Genomic DNA, 16,912 nt, shown 5'->3' with positions numbered 1-16,912 from the left:
ACTCTACGCTCCTGTCGTTGATGGATGCCTGCCGATGAAATCCTTTTCGTATCGCTCCACCCTGGCCTTGCTTGGCGCGGCCTGGCTGCTCGCCGCCTGTTCGCCGCAGGGCGGCCAGTCGAATGCGCCCGCAGCGGCCAACGCGCAGCAGGCGGTGAACGCCGAGGCGGCGGACAAGCTCAACACGTATCGCGAGCTGCTGCGCATCAAGAACGACGAGATGGTCGTGTCGATGGGCCACGACATTCTCGACCATTACCCGAATACCCCAGCGGCCACCGAAGTGGCGCAGAGCCTGCCGGCGATCGAGGCTCGCTACAAAACCTTCAGCGAAAAGAACCGACTCGCAGCGCTGTGGCTTTATCAGGTCTCGCCGATGGAAGGCGGTACCCAGTCCACTGCCACCATCGACAGCAGCCAGCCCTCCGGCGACGGTCGGGTGCGGCTGGTGCTGCGCCGACATACACAGTGGGGTCAGAACGCGTTTCTGTACGGCGAAGGCCACGGCTTCGTCTGTCGCGCCAACTGCACCATTGCCACTACGGTCGACGGCAAATCGGTCGGCATCAAGGCATTCGCGCCGACCACGGGCGAACCGGCGCTGATGATCCGCGACGACAAGGCGTTTATCGCCATGCTGCAAAAGGCGAAAAGAATCACCATGAACGTGACCCTGGTCGACGGCGAAAAGAAAGAGGCGCTGGTCTACGAGGTCGGCGGGTTCGATCCGTCGAAGTGGGTCAGCGTAGGCAAGGGCAAGAAAAAATAGCCGCGTCATCGGCTTCGGTTCAGGCGCCGCTGGGCCTGAGCGGACTACAACAGCGTGAATGTCGCGCATGGCGTCAGCCGGTCAGCCGCTGGCGCGTTGTCGGTAGCGCCCATCATCTCGTAGAGCGGAGATTCGCCATGAAAAGTCGGTCTTTTATCGCGGCATCGGTTCTCGCCGGCCTGCTCGTTGCCTGCTCCAACGTGCCCTATGCCAAGCGTACCAGCGATCGTTTGGCCGCCTATACGGCCGCCGCTGGCGCGCCGGTGAAAAGCTTTCGCTTCTTCAGTCCGCTGTATTCCTGGGAGCCGCTGAGCGATACCCAGCTGGTGGTCTACACCAAGCTCAAGGAAGCTTATCTGCTCGATCTGGATGCCTGCGCCAATCTGCAGGTGACCAACGGCATCGGGCTCACCTCCAATCTGGGGCAGGTCCAGGTGGGCTTCGATCGCGTCATCACCCGGTCTCCCCGTATACCCTGCGTCATCTCACAGATACGGCCGATCGACATGGCACAGCTGAAGGCCGTGCAGCAGGCGCAGCGGAAGGTTGAAGAAGATCAGCGCCCGGCAGCCTCGGGCGCTTGATATCGTCAGGCGCCTATCGCTCGCCGACCGGGGCGCTCAGTGCAGAAAGAGCTTCTCGGTGATGCGCGCCAACGGTTTTTCCAGCGCCGATAGCAGTCGGGCCGGCAGGTCGAGCGGCTTGAGCAGCATCTTTACCGTCATCTCGGCCGGCAGGTGCCGGCGCAGCAGCCCCTGCGCGCGATCGCTGATGCGACGAAACTCCTTTTCGTCGCCCAGGTGCTGCGGATAGCACTGGTTGAAGACGTGGCGCAGGGCGATGTCGCTGTCTTCGCTCTTGATCTCGTTGACCCGGCGAAGGATTGCGCGAAATACCTTGTAGCGCCCGAAGCCCTCGCGTTCGCGGTAGGCGCGGTAGTGCTGGTAGAAGTGCTTGTAGTGGCGCACTTCATCGCTCTTGATGTGGTTGGTCAGCTGCTTCAGTACCGGCTCGTCGGTGATGTCGTGCAGCGCGCGATACAGGCTGGCGGTGCCGGTTTCCACCACGCAGCGCGCCGCCAGTTCCAGCCCGCGGTTGGATTCCAGCTGCTCCGACGTGCACACGGCGGCGTAGTCGTTCCAGAACGCGGCGAAGCCTTTGTCCCAGTCGAATTCCGGCCAGACCTTGCGCACATAGGCCGTCAGCGCGCGGCCGTGCTGCAGCTCTTCGTGTTCCCAGTGCTCGCTGAGCCAGCGCTGCAATTCTTCATCGCCGGCAAAGTGGTCGACCAGGTTTTGCGTGTACAGATCCGAACCGCTTTCCACGAACGAAGAACTGCACAGCAGAAAAAACAGATCCTCGTTGTGGCGTATGCGTGCGACCTGGATGTTGTCCAAATCGAGACTCTCCAGAGTCCAGGGCAGTGGGTGATAGCTCAACGTGCCGTTTCCCGTCAGTGATGCGTAAACGCTGCCGCGGCAAGGTCTGAGGCTCGCAGGCCGCGCGTTCGAAAGTCGATGCGACAGCATACGGCCTGATCCGCGCATTGGATTAACGCTCGCCCACCTGTCTTGCGCGCTGAGTTCTGCCGGCAGGTGCAGGCAACCGCGTTATCGTCGACAGGGTGAGCGCGCTCCGCTACGTGCGGTGCCGTGATGTTCCAGCGTGCGACCTTTAGCGAACCACGGTGACCGGCACATGCGCGCGGGCCAAGACGTTGCCCGACACCGAACCCATCAGCCAACGCGCCAGCGCGCCTCGCTCGGTATGGCCGATCACGATGTGGTCGACTCCGTGCTGATCGATCTGGCCGAGCAGCACGTCGCCGGGGCTTCCATGAATCAGCTCGATGTCGAGCAAGGTCGCGGCATCCGGCACGATTTGCGCCAGTTCGTCATGCAGCTCCTGTACACGCCGGGCGCCGGAGTCGGCCATCATCAGCGTGCATGCATCCACCCCGCCCTCGGCTACCTGCAGCACCGACACCACGCGCACGCGCCCGCCGCTCACGCGCGCCAACTCAACCGCAAAATCCAGCGCGCGCCGCGATGCCTGGGAACCGTCGTAGCCAACCAGCGAATACCTGACCATAAGTTTCCTTGTGTCACGATGGGCGAAGACTGGCGAAAAAATGGGCGCACCTGTTACTCGCGACGATGCCAGAAAGTCGGCGCTCAGGATTACTTTGCCGCGAAACAAGCCGGTTGGAAATGCCATGCCGTCGCGCCACTCGGCGTCTCGGGAGCGCCGGATCGCCGCGCTCGGTCAGGAACCTGAATGATCGCAGGTTCGTGCACATCGCCATCACGCGCATCTGAACAATCTTGACTCCCCTGACGCGGCTTCACTTTTGTGAAGGCTCCAAAATCGCATCGGCACGATATTCCACCAAACCCTCATGCAATCAAATTAAGGAGATGACGATGATCAAGCGTACTTTTGGAACGGCCGCCCTCGTACTGGCCCTTGCTGCCGGCGGCATGACCATTCTGCCAACCTCCAGCGCCCGTGCCGATACGGCCACGGTGAAGTGCCATCTGCGCTTCAACCTCTCGGGCTGGTCGCTGATCTACAAGCACGCTGAAGGTAACGGTACGATCCGTTGCGACAACGGTCAGCGCTCGAGCGTGAAAATTGCCGTCGTCGGCGGTGGTCTGACCGCCGGCAAGTACAAGATCACCAACGGCACCGGCGAAATCAGCACGGTCAACGGGATCAAGGACGTGTTCGGAGATTACGCACAGGCTGGTGCGGATGCCGGTCTCGTCAAGAGCGCCAATGCTCAGGTCCTGACCAAGGGCACCACCTCGCTGGCGCTGGCCGGTACGGGTGAAGGCGTGAACCTGGGCATTTCGGCCGGCAAGTTCACCATTTCGCCGCGCTGATCACTGGCATATAGCTGGATTGGATGATCCGACGAAGGGCGCCGCATGGCGCCCTTCGCTTTTGAGCGCGTACACTCTCCCGCTGGCTTTTGCACACCTTCCTGTTTGGAGATTCGGTTATGCGTCGTCTGTCCCGTTTGTTGGCGTGGATTCTTTGTCTGGCGCCGATCGCTGGTATCGTCACGCCGGCCCTTGCGGCCGATAGCGTCGCCGGACTGCAGGTCGGGCAGAAAGCTCCCGCTTTCCGTCTCGAGGATCAGAGCGGCAAGTGGGTCACGCAGAGCGGTTTCCACGGTCATTACTTGGTGATGTATTTCTACCCCAAGGATTTCACCGGCGGCTGCACAACGGAAGTCTGCACTTTCCGCGACGATGTCCTCAAGCTTCGTAAGGCCGGTGCCAGCGTGGTCGGCGTGAGCCTGGACGATGTGAAGTCGCACGCCGAATTCGCCGCGAAATACCACGTACCGTTCCCCCTGCTGGCCGATTCCGATCATTCGGTGGCAACGGCTTATGGCGTGTTGACCTCGGACAACGGCGTGCATTACGCCAAACGCACCACGTTCCTGATCGACCCGCAGGGCCGGATCGCCAAGATCTACGTCGACGTCGATCCCGAGAAAAACGCCGGTCAGGTGCTGACCGATCTAGCCGCACTCAAAGCCGCGCCGTAATGGCTGTCGTCGCTCCTTCCGATCGGCCGGCACGCGCGCGTCGACCGATGCTGTGGCGCGTGGTGGTGTGGATGCTGCTGCTGGTATCGGCGTTCGGCTCTCTGCAGTACGTCAGGCATATGCAGAATGTGTGGGAACAGCTGCGCGATAACCTCTCTCTGCAGCCCGCCGAGCTCGATGCGCTTCATGGCATGCTCGGGTGGGACGCGGCGTATCTGCTGGTTGTGTTCGCGCTTATCGTGATCTGCGCCGGCTGCATCATGCGCCAGGCCTGGGCCAGGCCGTGCATGCGCGTGGCGGCAGTGCTTCTGACCATCTGGCTGCTGATCACCGGATATCTGCAGCTGCGCGATCTGCAGGCCCTTGCTGCGAATAGCGCCGCCATCCTGGCGCAGGCCCAGCAGCAGGGCACGGCTGCTGGGCAGATGCTGGTGCGATTGCAGCGAGGCTATCAGCTGGCGCTGGCATTCAAGGCGATCGGCTGCCTCGCGTCGCTCTGGCTGGCCTGGAAGCTTGGTAACCCCGCCGTGCGCGCGCAGTTTCGGACGCGGCGTTAGAGCCCGTTCACGATCTCCCCTTGCCTCGCGCTGGGAGCTCGTCAACAGGCTCTTAGGCTAAAGTCGGCTATCACCAAGGAGAGGCGTTATGAAAAAGTCGCTGTCGGGTCTGTTGTTACTGTTGTTGTCGTGCGCGGCGCTGGCCGCCGGCCCAAGTGAAGTACTCAAGCAGGCTCAGGCGAGCATGCTGGTGACAGGCCAGATCGACGTCACTCCCGAGGGAAAGATCAAAAGCTTCGCCATCGATCAGCAGGACAAGCTGCCGGCGCCGGTGGTCGACCTGCTGCAGAAAAATATCCCGACTTGGGAGTTCAGTCCGGTCGTCGTCGATGGCGCTCCGGTGGAAGCGCGCGCGGAAATGAGTTTGCGCGTGGTGGCAAAACGCGTCGACGATCAGCACGCTTCCATCGACATCGAAGGTGCGCATTTCGGCCAGAGCGGTGAGACACCCGGCGAAACCGTCAGCAAGAAAACCGCCGAAAATCCGAGATATCCCGATCGCGAGATCCAGTCGCGAGTGACGGGTACGGTGTATGTGCTGTTGAAGATCGGCCGGGACGGCAACGTGATCGATGCCGCGACCGAACAGGTCAATCTCGGCGTGTATGCCAGCGAACGCGACATGAATCTGTTTCGCCACGATCTTTCCCAGGCGACGCTGAGGGCATTGCGCCAATGGACGTTCAATCCGCCGTCCGTCGGCAAGCACGCGGCTGACCCATACTGGGTGGCGCGTGTGCCGGTCAATTTCAATCTCTCGGTCAACGGCACTCCACCACCGCAAGATACCTACGGCAAATGGCAAAGCTACATACCCGGTCCGCGCGAGATCATCCCGTGGTCCGATAAAAATCGGCTGATGTCGGCCAGCCCCGATGCCTCCCCCGCCGGCGGCATCTATCAGTTGGATCAGGGACTGGAGCTGAAGACGCCACTGGCCGGCGCGTGATGTCGGCGACCCGTCGCGCCGCCGCGCGGGCCGACATGCCGGTCAGATGAGAAGGCATGTGGCCCGTGCCGCATTCAGCAGGGGTTCGCCGCTCGCGGGGTATCGCTGACGCACTTTCTCAATGAATAACACCCATGCATTTTCCACGTTTCGCTGCCGCGTCCATGCTCCTGCTGAGCGCTGCACCACTCAGCGCGCAGGATCTCGCTACCACCTGCCATGCGACCAGCAGCTACGACGTCACGCTAAATGCCGACAGCGTCGTTTTCGACCGCGCTACGCCCGCGCCATCGCGGGTCGAGATTCAACGCGGCTTACTGCGCACCGATGGCGTCACGGTGCGGCTCAATGCGGAAAATCAGGATCGCATGACTTTGTTCGAGCGGGACCTGCGAGCGCTGGCACCGCGTGTGCGTGCTGTCGCGCAAAACGGCGTGGACATGGCGGTGCAGGCGGTACGCGCCGAGGCCAGTAGCATGCATCTGAGTGCGGCCACGCGAGCCGAGTTGGATCAGCGACTGAGCGACCACGCCAGAGAACTCAAGCAGCGCATCGCCGCCAGCCGCAGTACGCACGACTGGAACGGCGATGCCATCAACCAATACGCCAACCAGATTGCCGGCGACCTGATGCCGCTGATTGCCAGCGACATGGGACAGCAGGCTATCGATGCGGCGTTGAACGGCGATCTGCAGGCGGCGTCGGCCCTGCGCGATCAGGCCGCCGGCCTTGCTACGCAGATCCAGCCGCGTCTGCTGCGGCGCATGCAGGCGCTGCGCCCGCAGATCCAGTCGCTGTGCCCGTCGATTGAGGCGCTGAGCGAATTGCAGGAGGGCGTGCGCACCAGCACCGGTCAGCCTTTGGACCTTATCCAGACCAAGCAGTAATCGGCTTTCAGGCAGCACCTGCGGCACGCAGCCGACTGCAGCCTGACCGGAGTTCTGCCGATTACAGCCGATTTATGTGTTGCTAAGTCGCCCGGGCAGAGGATATGGGCAGGAATAACAGCCCATCCTCAGGAGGTGGCCATGTCCTCGATATCCCCGACGTTGCCGCAGAGCACCTACAACACCTTGATCCAGCGCAGCATCGATCTGCTGCAGCTGTATCGGCACGCAGCATCGTCTTGCGAACCCGGCTTAAAGGTGGTCCTCGACGAAAACGCCCAGACGCTGGCCGCCATGATCGGCGACTTGCAGACGCAGCTGCACGCCAGCGGCGGCAAGCCCAGCCGATCCGGCACGATGCGCGGGGCCATGCGACGTCATATTGCAGGCTCGTTGACCCGTATGGCTTCGCATCGCGATGTAGCCTGGATTCGCGAACTGTCGGACGGCGAAAGCAGTCTGCTGCATGCCTTTGAAAGGGTGGTTGCCGAACTGCCACCCGAGTCGGCGCTCGCTCTGCGCAGACAGCTGCCTCGACTTAACAGCATCCATCTGGATATGGACAACCTGGCCGGCACGGCGTCGTAACTCTTTGCAGCGGTGGGCGGATGAAACGCGCAGTGGACGGCTTGGCGCGCTGGAGACGTTGACCGGCGTATGCCTATAAAGGTGTTCGTGGCGATTCGATCATCAGGTAGGGCGGCATCGCTTCAACTGGCCGGCGCATTCCTCCCAGGGGCGGGGGTAGTTAGGGTCGATGCAGATATGATCGCCGTGAAAACGAGTTGTCGAACAGAGGTTTCTGATGAGCCGTGCTGGCTTCGGACAGGCAGTCATTTTCGGATATGCTGCGACGTGAGCGCGGACTCATTCGCCACGCAACTAGGGAAGCGAGGCAGGACCGTCGATCGGCCGATGACATACAGGAGTGAGCACCATGCGTCGATTACTGTGGATACCGCTATTGGCAATCAGCCTCGGCATCCATGCGAATGACACCTTGCGCATCGGTCAGCAGGTGTTGACTGCCGGCGACCCGGTTGCGCATGTGATCGACCTGCTGGGTACGCCGGTCTACAAGGAACCCTTGCAGAATCAGTACGGCGCGTAGTCGGCGAACGCTGGCAGTACAAGCGCGATAGCGGGCGCGTGGTGACGATCACGATTGTCGGTGGCCGAGTCGCCAATATTGAGGAAAGTCAGACGTATTAAGAATACTTAGACCTACTAGGCTGGCGGCACAAGCCTGACATCGAAGCGCCACGATCTCGCTAGGCTCGCAATAAACTCAGGACTTCAAGCAGACAAGGAGATGTCATGCGTATTCCGCGTATCGTTGTGTTTTCCGCATGTGGCGCAGCGCTTGCCCTGAGTACCACCGTTCAGGCCGTCAGCACCTTGCGCGTCGGCAACCAGGTATTGACCGCTGGCGACAGCGAGGTTCGCGTGACCGAGCTGTTGGGCAAGCCTTCGCATAAATCACGCAGCCGCAGTTCGCGGAGCAGTCACTCCATCAACGGCGGGCGGAGCAGGCGCGGCAGAGTGCGCGTTCTATCCGACGAAGGCATTGGCGAAAAGTGGCAATACCGGCGCGACGATCACGTCACCACGGTGACGATCGTGGACGGCAAGGTCAGCGATATCGAAGATCGTCGCCTCTGAGTAGGGCGCCGTATCTGCGTCCCAAGAACCCGGTGGTGAATTCTGCGGCATCGTGCGATAAACGCGAGCAAGTCGGCGAACAGTCGGGGGGTCTTACACGTGCCGTACCCATCATCAGGCCACTCCCGGTTCGCGCGCGCCGGCCTGCCGCCGCAGGTCAGCTTGCTGCGCCAGCGCGGTGAGCACCTGGAAAGCAAGGTCACCAATATCGAGCTGTTTTTCGATCTGGTCTTTGTCTACGCGGTGACCCAGCTCTCGCATACCCTGCTGCACCAGCTGAATTTGGTCGGCGCGCTTCAGGTGCTGCTGCTGTTTCTGGCTGTGTGGTGGGTCTGGATTTTTACCGGCTGGGTAACCAACTGGCTCGACCCGGAGCGGTCGATGGTTCGAGTGGCCTTGCTGACTCTGATGCTGGCGGGTCTGCTGCTGTCGATCGCTATTCCAGATGCATTCGGCGAGCGTGGCATGCTGTTCGCCGGCGCCTATGTCTTTATGCAGGTGGGTCGTACGCTGTTCATGCTTTGGGCTATTGGCGATGCGGCGCCGGCGAATACACGGAATTTTCAGCGCATCGCCGTGTGGTTGGCGACATCGGGCGTTCTCTGGCTGATCGGTGGCTGGTTGGACGGCCAAACGCGTGCGGCGTGCTGGGTGGCTGCGCTACTGCTGGAGTATCTCGGTCCGGCCATGACGTTTCGCGTTCCGGGCCTCGGGCGGTCGAGCACCGCCGACTGGAACGTCGATGGCGGCCATCTGGCCGAGCGCTGTAGCCAGTTCGTGATCATTGCACTGGGCGAGTCGGTCCTGGTAACCGGCTCGAGTTTTGCCGAAACGCTGCGCCAACCCACTGCACTGCTCGCCTTCATCAGCGCGTTTATCGGCAGCGTGGCCATGTGGTGGATCTACTTCGATCTCGGCGCCGAGCGGGGCAGTCGCGCGATCAGGCAGTCGGACGATCCCGGTCGAACCGCGCGCGTGGCCTATACCTACCTGCATCTACTGATCGTGGCAGGCATCATCGTGTGCGCGGTGGCGGATGAACTGACACTGCGTTATCCGCAGCAGCGCACCGATGTAATCACGTCCGCCGTATTGGTCGGCGGGCCGGCGTTGTATCTGCTCGGCAATGCGCTATTCAAGAAAACGGTCAACCACACCAACTTGCCGCTGTCGCATCTCGTCGGTCTGGCCTTGCTGGCCGCGCTCGCGCTGACGCTCGCTTGGTGGCCGATTGCCGCGCTCGGTGTGGCAACCACCGTCGTACTGCTGGTGGTGGCGATTTGGGAGGTACGCTCGCTGCGGCATGTGCGTGAGTCGATGGAAGAGGGATCGACCCACTGAGGCATTCAGCAAATTTTTCATGCTTGGTTTGCTAGCTTGAATCCGATTTTTTCACGCGAGCCGATGCCATGCATGATTTTCTCGACCGATTGCTGGGAGCGAAGCTTTCGGAAAGCGTCATCCACGTGGGCCTGAATTTGCTGCTCGCGCTGCTGGTGCTGCTGATCGGCATTTGGGTAGCCGCGCGGCTTGCCAACGTGTCCGAACGCGCGCTGCATCGGGCCCAGGTCGACGTGACGCTGAGCGGTTTTTTACGCAACCTTATCTACGGCGTGCTGGTGGCCGTGCTGATCGTGATGGCGCTGATCACTGCCGGCGTGTCGGCGGCGCCCCTGGTTGCCGCGCTCGGCACCGCTGGCTTGGCCATTGGGCTCGCGCTGCAGGGCTCGCTGAGCAATCTTGCCTGGGGCGTGCTGCTGATCGTGTTCCGGCCGTTTCGCGTCGGCGACTACGTTACCGCGGGCAGCATCGAAGGCACGGTGGAGGCGATCAACCTCATGCATACGCTGATCGTGCTGCCCGATAACCGCGAAGCGATCGTGCCCAACGGCAAGGTCGGCGGCGATGCGATCCTCAACTTCAACCGCCGCGGCACGCGCCGCTTCGAGCTGCCGATTGCGATCGGTTACAAGGACGATATCGGCGCCGTGATGGCCGAGATCAAGCGGCTGTTCGACGAAGACCCGCGCATTCTCAAGGATCCCGCGCCCGGCGTCTGGACCGGCGCGCTGGGCGATAAATCCGTCAGCCTGATCGTGCGCGGCTGGACGCGCTCCGCGGACAACTGGTCGGTGAAAGCCGATCTGTTGCGCGCGATCAAGGAGAACCTCGAAAAGGCCGGCGTGACGCTCGCGTTCCCGTGATCCGGGAGACTCGATGGATCAGGGCTGCTGGATGGTGACCGGCCTGCGGTTGTCAGCCGACACCCGGTCGATCAGTTCGTTGTACGGATCGATGCCGGCGTCGAAGGGTTTGCCGGGCACGGTCAACGTGATCGTGCTGTCTCCACTGGGCAGCGTGCGTTTCTGCAGGTAGAGCGGCTGGCCGTCCATACCTGCCTGCGCCGGGGCTGCGAACACACCGATTTCGATAGGCGTGTTCGGCGGCGCATCGGTTTCCTTGCCGGTACCGTCGACATAGACCTTGCCGGCGTGAACCTTCATCGTTACTTCGTATTTGCCGTCGGACAGTTTTTTCGCTGTCGCGTCGGTGATGCGGTTATCGAACAGGGTGATATTCCAGAAGAGGTCGTCCAGCAGCGGCTTCCACTTCGGGTCGACGGCGCGGCCCAGCGCATCCATGAATTCCTTTGAGGTGGTGTAGGGCGGTTGTTGAAAGCCCTTGTCGATCAGAAACTGCTTAAGCATTTTGTTCAGCACGGCTTCGCCGACGTAGTCCTGCAGCGCATAGAACACCAGCGAACCTTTACGGTAATGTATGTACTGCTGGTTCTCCACTTTCGCCAGCGGCTCCTCGGCGACCTTCTCGGTGCCGCGGCCGGCCAGATAGGCGTCCAGCTCGTACTTCAGAAACTTTCGCATCTGGGTGGCGCCATACTTTTGCTTCATCACCATCAGCGCCGAATACTGCGCCAGTGATTCGCTCAGCATGGTCGAGCCCTGCATATTGGCGCCAATTACCCGGTGCGCCCACCACTGGTGCGCAACCTCGTGCGCGGTGACGTAGTAGACATAGTCGATCTTGCGGGTGTCGCGCAGATCGGCGATGAAGCCGATCGATTCGGAGAACGGAATGGTGTTGGCGAACGACTGCGCAAAACTGCTGTAGTTGGGAAACTCCAGAATGCGCAGCTGGTGGAACTGGTAGGGCGTGTAGTTGGCGTCGTAATAATCGAGCGCATCCTTGGCGCTCTGGATCATTCGGTCGACGTTCCAGGCGTGCGCGAGGTTGTAGTAGACCGAAATATCCACGCCTTTCCACAGCTCGTGTTTCACCGCATAGCGCGCGGAGAGGTAGGCGAAGAACGGCAGCATCGGCTGATCCACGCTGTCTTTGGTATTGGCGTCCTGATTCATGGTGTAGTGGAAATAGTGCCGGCCGTTCGCTGTCCACTCCTTTTGCAGATAGCCCGGCGCTACGGCGATCTGATCGGCTGAGGTCGATACCGTGGTATCGAAGCTGATCCAGTCCGCGTCGTTGCTGAGATAGGTATTCGCACGCGCTTTTTCGTCGCCGAGCCTGGGCATGCGCGGCACTTCAGCGCTCAGGCCGTATTTGCGGCGATCGTTGCGGTCGGTAATCTGCTCGCTGCTCTGGTAACCGAACTGCGGGATGACGCTGTTGTTGAAGAAGGTCCCGTTGTACGCAAGGAACTGGCCTTCCGGGCTGTTCGTGAAACCTCTGGGCGCGTATTCGAGTGCGAAGTCGAAAGTCATTGAGGCGCCCGGAGCCAACGGCGTTTTCAGCCGGTAAATCGTGTAGCCAAGCGACTTGTCTTCGCTCACCGTTTCATGCGGCGCAAACTGAAGCGACTTGACGGTGAACTGATCGGCAAAGTTCACATGCAGTTCGCTGATCGGTGCAGCGTGTTTGTTCGTGAGCGTGTACTGGCCGCGAAACGCCAGCCTGCGTTCGTTCGGATAGATGTCCACGTCGGCCTTCACCGCGGTGATGCGCGGCTGCGGTAGATCCTTGTATTTCGCGTATTTCTTTTCGTAATCGGCGTGCTGCTGCAGCTTGTCGGCGCTGCTCTGGTAGTGGTTGAGCACGTTGGTGTTGTAGTAGATCCAGGCACCGCTGCCGACAAAGGCAAGCAGGGCCAGAATCAGCGCAGACGCAGCCGGCGCGCGCAGGCGCATACTTGCTTCGCGCAGGCGGTCGCGCCAGGCATCAGCGGTGCCACGCACCCAGAACAGTGCGGCCAGCACCAGCAGTACGACGGCGCAGCTGGCCCAGTAGAAGTCGAACCACAGTGCGGCTTTCAGGAAATGGCCGAAGCCGTTCATATCCGAATATGGCGTGTCCGGCGCGCTGCCGTAGTTGTACAGATTCTGTTCCCAGTGCAGCAGGCCAAAGCCGATCTGCGCGACCAGCCATACGATGGTCAGCAGATAACCGAGAAACTTGTTGTTCGAGATCACCTGCAGAAACAGCGCCAGCGCAGCCAGCAACAGGAAAGGAATGGCATCCAGCGCCACCGAGCCCAGATAGAGGCCTGGCTCGATATGCGTATAGCCGTGACCTAGCTGCCAGACAACCCCGACCAGCGCGCCGACCAGCAGGAACGTCGCGACGACCGTCGTCAGCGCACCGAGCTTGGCGCTCAGCGGTATCCAGTTAGGCAGCGGAAAGGCGTCGCTGACTTCGGCCGAGCGCTGGCTGCGCTCGCGCCACACCAGCTCGCCGGCGTAGAAGGTGATGATGATGTACAGCAACCACTGATAGCCGCCGCGAATGTTCTCCAGCACCTGATGCGTGACGGGATAGGTCGAGGTGCCGTAGATCTGGCCGGACAGCAGAAAGGCGCCCATCACGTTGGCCACGCCAAGGACCAGCATGATCAGGAACGGCGCGCCGCGCAGTACGCCCAGCGTGTCGAACACGAACAGTTTGCGCAGCTGCAGCCAGTGCGTTCGCGCGTCATCGGAGAGGTGCACGGCTGGCAAAGTCAATGACGCGGCGGTAGACAGCGGCCGCAGCATGGGCGGCTCCGCGCGCTTCTTGCGGCGGGGCAACTGCATGCCTTCGCGATTCGGCCGAAACAGCGCAAAGGCTGCTGCCAGCATCACCACGCTGACGGTACTCCATAGCAGCCGGTTGAACAGCAGCACGCCCTCCAGCGCCGGTAATTCGTGGTTGGACTGATATGCCGACCAGTAGCGTGTGACCAAGGACATGGTGCGCGCGCCGAACGGATCGAGCATCGCCGCGACGAAGTGATTGTTGACGTCCTTGGTCAGCTGGCCAACCACGCTTTGCAGCACGAAGTAGACGATCACGCCGACATAGGTCGCCAGCAGCGAGCGCGTGGTAGTGGCCAACAAAAACAGCAACGAGGCGATGAACAGCATGTCGGGTATCACCATCACGCCGAACGCCCAGGCATAGCCGTGCCAGCTGGCGGGGCCGAGCCTTACCGTGTCGATCCACGGCATAAAACCGCCGACAGCGATGCCCAACGCACAGGCCAGCATGATTGCCAGCGACGCCAGATAGCCCGCGGCGAAGCGCCCGCCGAGATAGGCGCCGCGGCTGATCGGCGTGCTGAAAAAAAGCTCGGCGGTGCGCAGGTCAAAGTCGCGCAGCGCTGCGCCGGCGACGAACAGCGTCACCAGAAACATGCTCAGTACGGTGAGCGCGCTCAATAGCCGCACGATCACCGTAGGCGCATTGCGCAGCACATTGCCGCTGGCGCCGCCGATGACGACGGCATCGGTGCTGACCAGGGTAAACGCCAGTGCGCCGAAGACCAGCGCAACGACCCAAAACAGCGGTGCCTTCAGCTGCTGGCGCCATTCGAATCGGAGGATTTCGAAGAACATCAATGTTCCTGTCGCTGTGCGGTCGTTGACGGTGAGATAAGTGAGTGCGGAATAAGGGCGCGAGAAAGCGAAAGCATCAAGTCGCCTGCGCCACGGCGCCCTGGGCGCGCAGCCTTCCGAAATACACGTCTTCCAGATCGGGCGCCACGGACTCGAAACCCTCGCCTGGCTGTGAATCGGCCAGCACATGCAGCACGGTGCGACCGCCGGCAAGTCGGGTCGACAGAATGTTCATGCGCGCGCGATAGCCGTCCAGTTCGGCCTTGTCGATGCTGCGGCGCCAGACGCGACCGTCGAGCGAGCGGATCGCTTCCAGCGGCTCGCCGCTGAGCAGTACCTGGCCCTGCGCGATGATCGCCATGCGCGGGCACAGGTCGGTCACGTCCTCCACGATATGCGTGGAAAGAATCACCACCACGCGTTCGCCGATTTCCGCCAGCAGATTGAGAAAGCGGTTGCGCTCTTCCGGGTCGAGCCCTGCCGTGGGCTCGTCGACGATCACCAGTCGCGGGTCGCCGATCAGCGCCTGGGCGATGCCGAAGCGCTGGCGCATACCGCCGGAATAACTGCCGAGCTTGCGCTTGCGTACGTCCCACAGATTGACCTGACGCAGCAGCGACTCGACCAGTTCGCGCCGTTCGGTCTTTACCGTGACGCCTTTCAGCACGGCGAAGTGATCGAGCATCGCCTCGGCCGATACCTTCGGATATACGCCGAACTCCTGCGGCAGATAGCCGAGCTTGCGCCGGGTGGCCTGTTTGTCGGCCAGCAGATCGACGCCGTCGAGCGTGATGCTGCCGGCATCCGGATCCTGCAGCGTGGCGATGGTGCGCATCAGCGACGACTTGCCTGCGCCGTTGGGGCCGAGCAGGCCGAACATGCCGTGCGGAATCTCCAGCGACACGCTGCGCAGCGCGCGCACGCCGTTGGCGTAGGTCTTCGACAGGTCGCGAATGGTCAGCATGCTTGGCTTCCTTGGCCGGGTGCGCAGCGTGCGCGTAGTGGCGAGAGTGAGTTCAGCGTAGGGCATCGATCGAGGTTTTGCGTGCGCTCAAGGTCATGCATACGCACGCGCATGGTGACTGCCCTCAGGCTCCGATAGTGCTGTCAAGGCAGACGTATGGCGCAGGCGTTCGTTATGATGGCGGCCTTGCCCGCGACCGCCATCCCCAGGCGGCACGCCACCCCACAGCAGGAGTCCCCATGGCTGATCTGAAAGAAGCCCGCGTTCCCGATATCGGCCAGTCCGACGTTCCGATCATTGAAGTGCTGGTCAAAGCCGGCGATCGCGTCGAAAAAGAACAAAGCCTGATCACGCTGGAATCGGACAAGGCCACCATGGAAGTCCCTGCGCCGTTTGCCGGCACAGTGAAGGAAGTGAAGGTCAAAGTGGGCGACGAGGTGGGCGAGGGCACGCTTATCGCCATCATCGAAGCCGATGACGCGGGTTCGGCAGCCGCTGCGCTCGCCAAGGCCGCCGCGCCGGCTCAGGCCGAGGCACCGAAAGCCGAGCCGGAAAAGGTTGCAGAGACCCCACCGGTTGCCGAAAAACCCGCGCCCATCGGCGGCCGCGCCGTGCTGCCGGGCAATGCGCCCGAGGGCGACGCTGCCCCGAGCGCGCGTCCGCCGCTCGATGCCACCATCGTGATGCCTGGCGACGCGCCGTACGCGAGCCCCGCCATCCGCGCGTTCGCCCGCGAGCTTGGCGTGGACATCGCCCAGGTCAAGGGCAGCGGCCGCGGCGGCCGCATCCAGCGCGAGGACGTCAGCGATTACGTGAAGCATGCATTGGCGTCGGGCGCTCGCCCCGTCGTCGGCAATGCCTCGGCCTCGGTCGGCGGCCTCAACCTGTTGCCGTGGCCGAAGATCGACTTCTCCAAATTCGGCGAGATCGAAGAAAAGCCGCTCTCGCGCATCCAGAAGATTTCCGGCGCCAACCTGGCGCGCAACTGGGCGATGATTCCGCACGTCACCCAGCATGACGATGCCGACATCACCGAGCTGGAGGCCTTCCGCAAGAAGCTCGGCGAAGAGAACAAGGATCTGAAAGTCACGCCGCTGGTTTTTCAGATCAAAGCGGTGGTCGCGGCACTGAAGCAGTTTCCGCAGTTCAACGCCTCGCTGGACGAGTCCGGCGAAAAACTCATTCTGAAAAAATATTTCCATATCGGCATCGCGGTGGATACGCCCGATGGCCTGGTCGTGCCGGTGATTCGCGATTGCGACAAGAAGGGTCTGCTCGACCTGGCGCGCGAACTGGGCGAGATCTCGAAAAAGGCGCGCGAAAAGAAGCTCGGCCCGGCGGAAATGTCGGGCGGCTGTTTCTCAATCAGTTCGCTGGGCGGCATCGGTGGCACCGGCTTTACGCCGATCGTCAACGCGCCGGAAGTGGCGATTCTCGGCGTCTCCAAGGCCGCGATGAAGCCCGTCTGGAACGGCAAGGAATTCGCGCCGCGTTTGCTGCTGCCGCTGTCGCTGAGCTACGACCATCGCGTCATCGACGGCGCGCTGGCCGCGCGTTTTGCGGCCTTCCTGGCTATTCAGCTGGGTGATATTCGCCGCCTGCTGCTCTGACGTTTCGGCGCCTCTCCCGGCGGGGGAGGCGCCAGGGTGAGAGCGGTCGGTCGACCGCCTCCTGCCTGTGCCAGACCCATACTCAAGCTACGCGCCGTTCGTGCCGCGAGCG

General features: G+C 61.9%; 17 protein-coding genes. 13 read left to right on the top strand and 4 right to left on the bottom strand.

Annotated elements, in window-relative coordinates; genetic code table 11:
• Window positions 1-34: 34 nt before the first annotated feature.
• Both HDE76_RS14595 and HDE76_RS14590 read left to right on the top strand, forming a co-directional pair.
• A complete protein-coding gene (locus tag HDE76_RS14595; protein ID WP_184508641.1) occupies window positions 35-769 on the top strand; it encodes a hypothetical protein in 735 nt (244 codons plus the stop codon).
• Window positions 770-906: 137 nt separating this feature from the next.
• Window positions 907-1,353 carry a DUF6491 family protein gene (locus HDE76_RS14590; protein ID WP_179478000.1) on the top strand — a complete coding sequence of 149 codons (447 nt, stop codon included), beginning with the start codon at window positions 907-909 and terminating at the stop codon, window positions 1,351-1,353.
• A 36-nt stretch (window positions 1,354-1,389) separates the two neighbouring features.
• Here the strand turns inward: HDE76_RS14590 and HDE76_RS14585 are convergent, their stop codons facing one another.
• Window positions 1,390-2,208, bottom strand: coding sequence for a ferritin-like domain-containing protein (locus HDE76_RS14585; protein ID WP_179477999.1), 819 nt, complete (start codon window positions 2,206-2,208; stop codon window positions 1,390-1,392).
• 235 nt (window positions 2,209-2,443) lie between these two features.
• The gene (locus HDE76_RS14580) at window positions 2,444-2,860 is read right to left on the bottom strand and encodes a universal stress protein (protein WP_179477998.1); all 417 of its coding nucleotides are present in this window, start codon (window positions 2,858-2,860) and stop codon (window positions 2,444-2,446) included.
• Window positions 2,861-3,192: 332 nt separating this feature from the next.
• Here HDE76_RS14580 and HDE76_RS14575 point away from each other — a divergent pair, with 332 nt between their 5' ends.
• From HDE76_RS14575 to HDE76_RS14530, 10 genes are all read left to right on the top strand, one after another.
• Window positions 3,193-3,654: a hypothetical protein gene (locus HDE76_RS14575; protein WP_179477997.1), complete on the top strand. Its 462-nt coding sequence runs from the start codon at window positions 3,193-3,195 to the stop codon at window positions 3,652-3,654.
• Between the two features lie 119 nt (window positions 3,655-3,773).
• Window positions 3,774-4,328: a peroxiredoxin gene (locus tag HDE76_RS14570; RefSeq protein ID WP_179477996.1), complete on the top strand. Its 555-nt coding sequence runs from the start codon at window positions 3,774-3,776 to the stop codon at window positions 4,326-4,328.
• Window positions 4,328-4,885: a hypothetical protein gene (locus HDE76_RS14565; protein WP_179477995.1), complete on the top strand. Its 558-nt coding sequence runs from the start codon at window positions 4,328-4,330 to the stop codon at window positions 4,883-4,885. Before HDE76_RS14570 ends, HDE76_RS14565 begins: the two co-directional genes overlap by 1 nt.
• 88 nt (window positions 4,886-4,973) lie before the next feature.
• A complete protein-coding gene (locus HDE76_RS14560) occupies window positions 4,974-5,834 on the top strand; it encodes an energy transducer TonB (protein ID WP_184508637.1) in 861 nt (286 codons plus the stop codon).
• 134 nt (window positions 5,835-5,968) lie between these two features.
• Entirely contained in the window at window positions 5,969-6,721 is a 753-nt protein-coding gene (locus tag HDE76_RS14555) for a DUF2884 family protein (protein ID WP_184508634.1), read from the top strand.
• 141 nt (window positions 6,722-6,862) lie between these two features.
• A complete protein-coding gene (locus HDE76_RS14550; protein ID WP_221262427.1) occupies window positions 6,863-7,309 on the top strand; it encodes a PA2169 family four-helix-bundle protein in 447 nt (148 codons plus the stop codon).
• Between the two features lie 349 nt (window positions 7,310-7,658).
• Window positions 7,659-7,832, top strand: a complete 174-nt coding sequence (locus tag HDE76_RS20800) for a hypothetical protein (protein WP_255481613.1) — start codon at window positions 7,659-7,661, stop codon at window positions 7,830-7,832.
• A 206-nt stretch (window positions 7,833-8,038) separates the two neighbouring features.
• Window positions 8,039-8,383 carry a DUF2845 domain-containing protein gene (locus tag HDE76_RS14540; protein ID WP_184508631.1) on the top strand — a complete coding sequence of 115 codons (345 nt, stop codon included), beginning with the start codon at window positions 8,039-8,041 and terminating at the stop codon, window positions 8,381-8,383.
• Between the two features lie 99 nt (window positions 8,384-8,482).
• A complete protein-coding gene (locus tag HDE76_RS14535) occupies window positions 8,483-9,724 on the top strand; it encodes a low temperature requirement protein A (RefSeq protein WP_343205717.1) in 1,242 nt (413 codons plus the stop codon).
• A gap of 68 nt (window positions 9,725-9,792) precedes the next feature.
• Complete coding sequence (locus HDE76_RS14530) at window positions 9,793-10,587, top strand: mechanosensitive ion channel domain-containing protein (protein WP_179477990.1); 795 nt, start codon at window positions 9,793-9,795, stop codon at window positions 10,585-10,587.
• 18 nt (window positions 10,588-10,605) lie between these two features.
• On the opposite strand, the gene HDE76_RS14525 is transcribed toward HDE76_RS14530, so the two are convergent.
• Entirely contained in the window at window positions 10,606-14,226 is a 3,621-nt protein-coding gene (locus tag HDE76_RS14525) for a M1 family aminopeptidase (RefSeq protein ID WP_184508628.1), read from the bottom strand.
• Between the two features lie 76 nt (window positions 14,227-14,302).
• Window positions 14,303-15,190, bottom strand: coding sequence for an ABC transporter ATP-binding protein (locus HDE76_RS14520; protein WP_184508626.1), 888 nt, complete (start codon window positions 15,188-15,190; stop codon window positions 14,303-14,305).
• A gap of 95 nt (window positions 15,191-15,285) precedes the next feature.
• Here HDE76_RS14520 and aceF point away from each other — a divergent pair, with 95 nt between their 5' ends.
• Entirely contained in the window at window positions 15,286-16,800 is a 1,515-nt protein-coding gene (gene aceF / locus HDE76_RS14515; RefSeq protein WP_184508622.1) for a dihydrolipoyllysine-residue acetyltransferase, read from the top strand.
• Window positions 16,801-16,912 lie beyond the last annotated feature (112 nt).

It is taken from the genome of Rhodanobacter sp. ANJX3, from assembly GCF_014200755.1.
Taxonomy (GTDB): Bacteria; Pseudomonadota; Gammaproteobacteria; order Xanthomonadales; family Rhodanobacteraceae; genus Rhodanobacter.
This window is presented reverse-complemented; position numbering and strand designations above follow the sequence as displayed.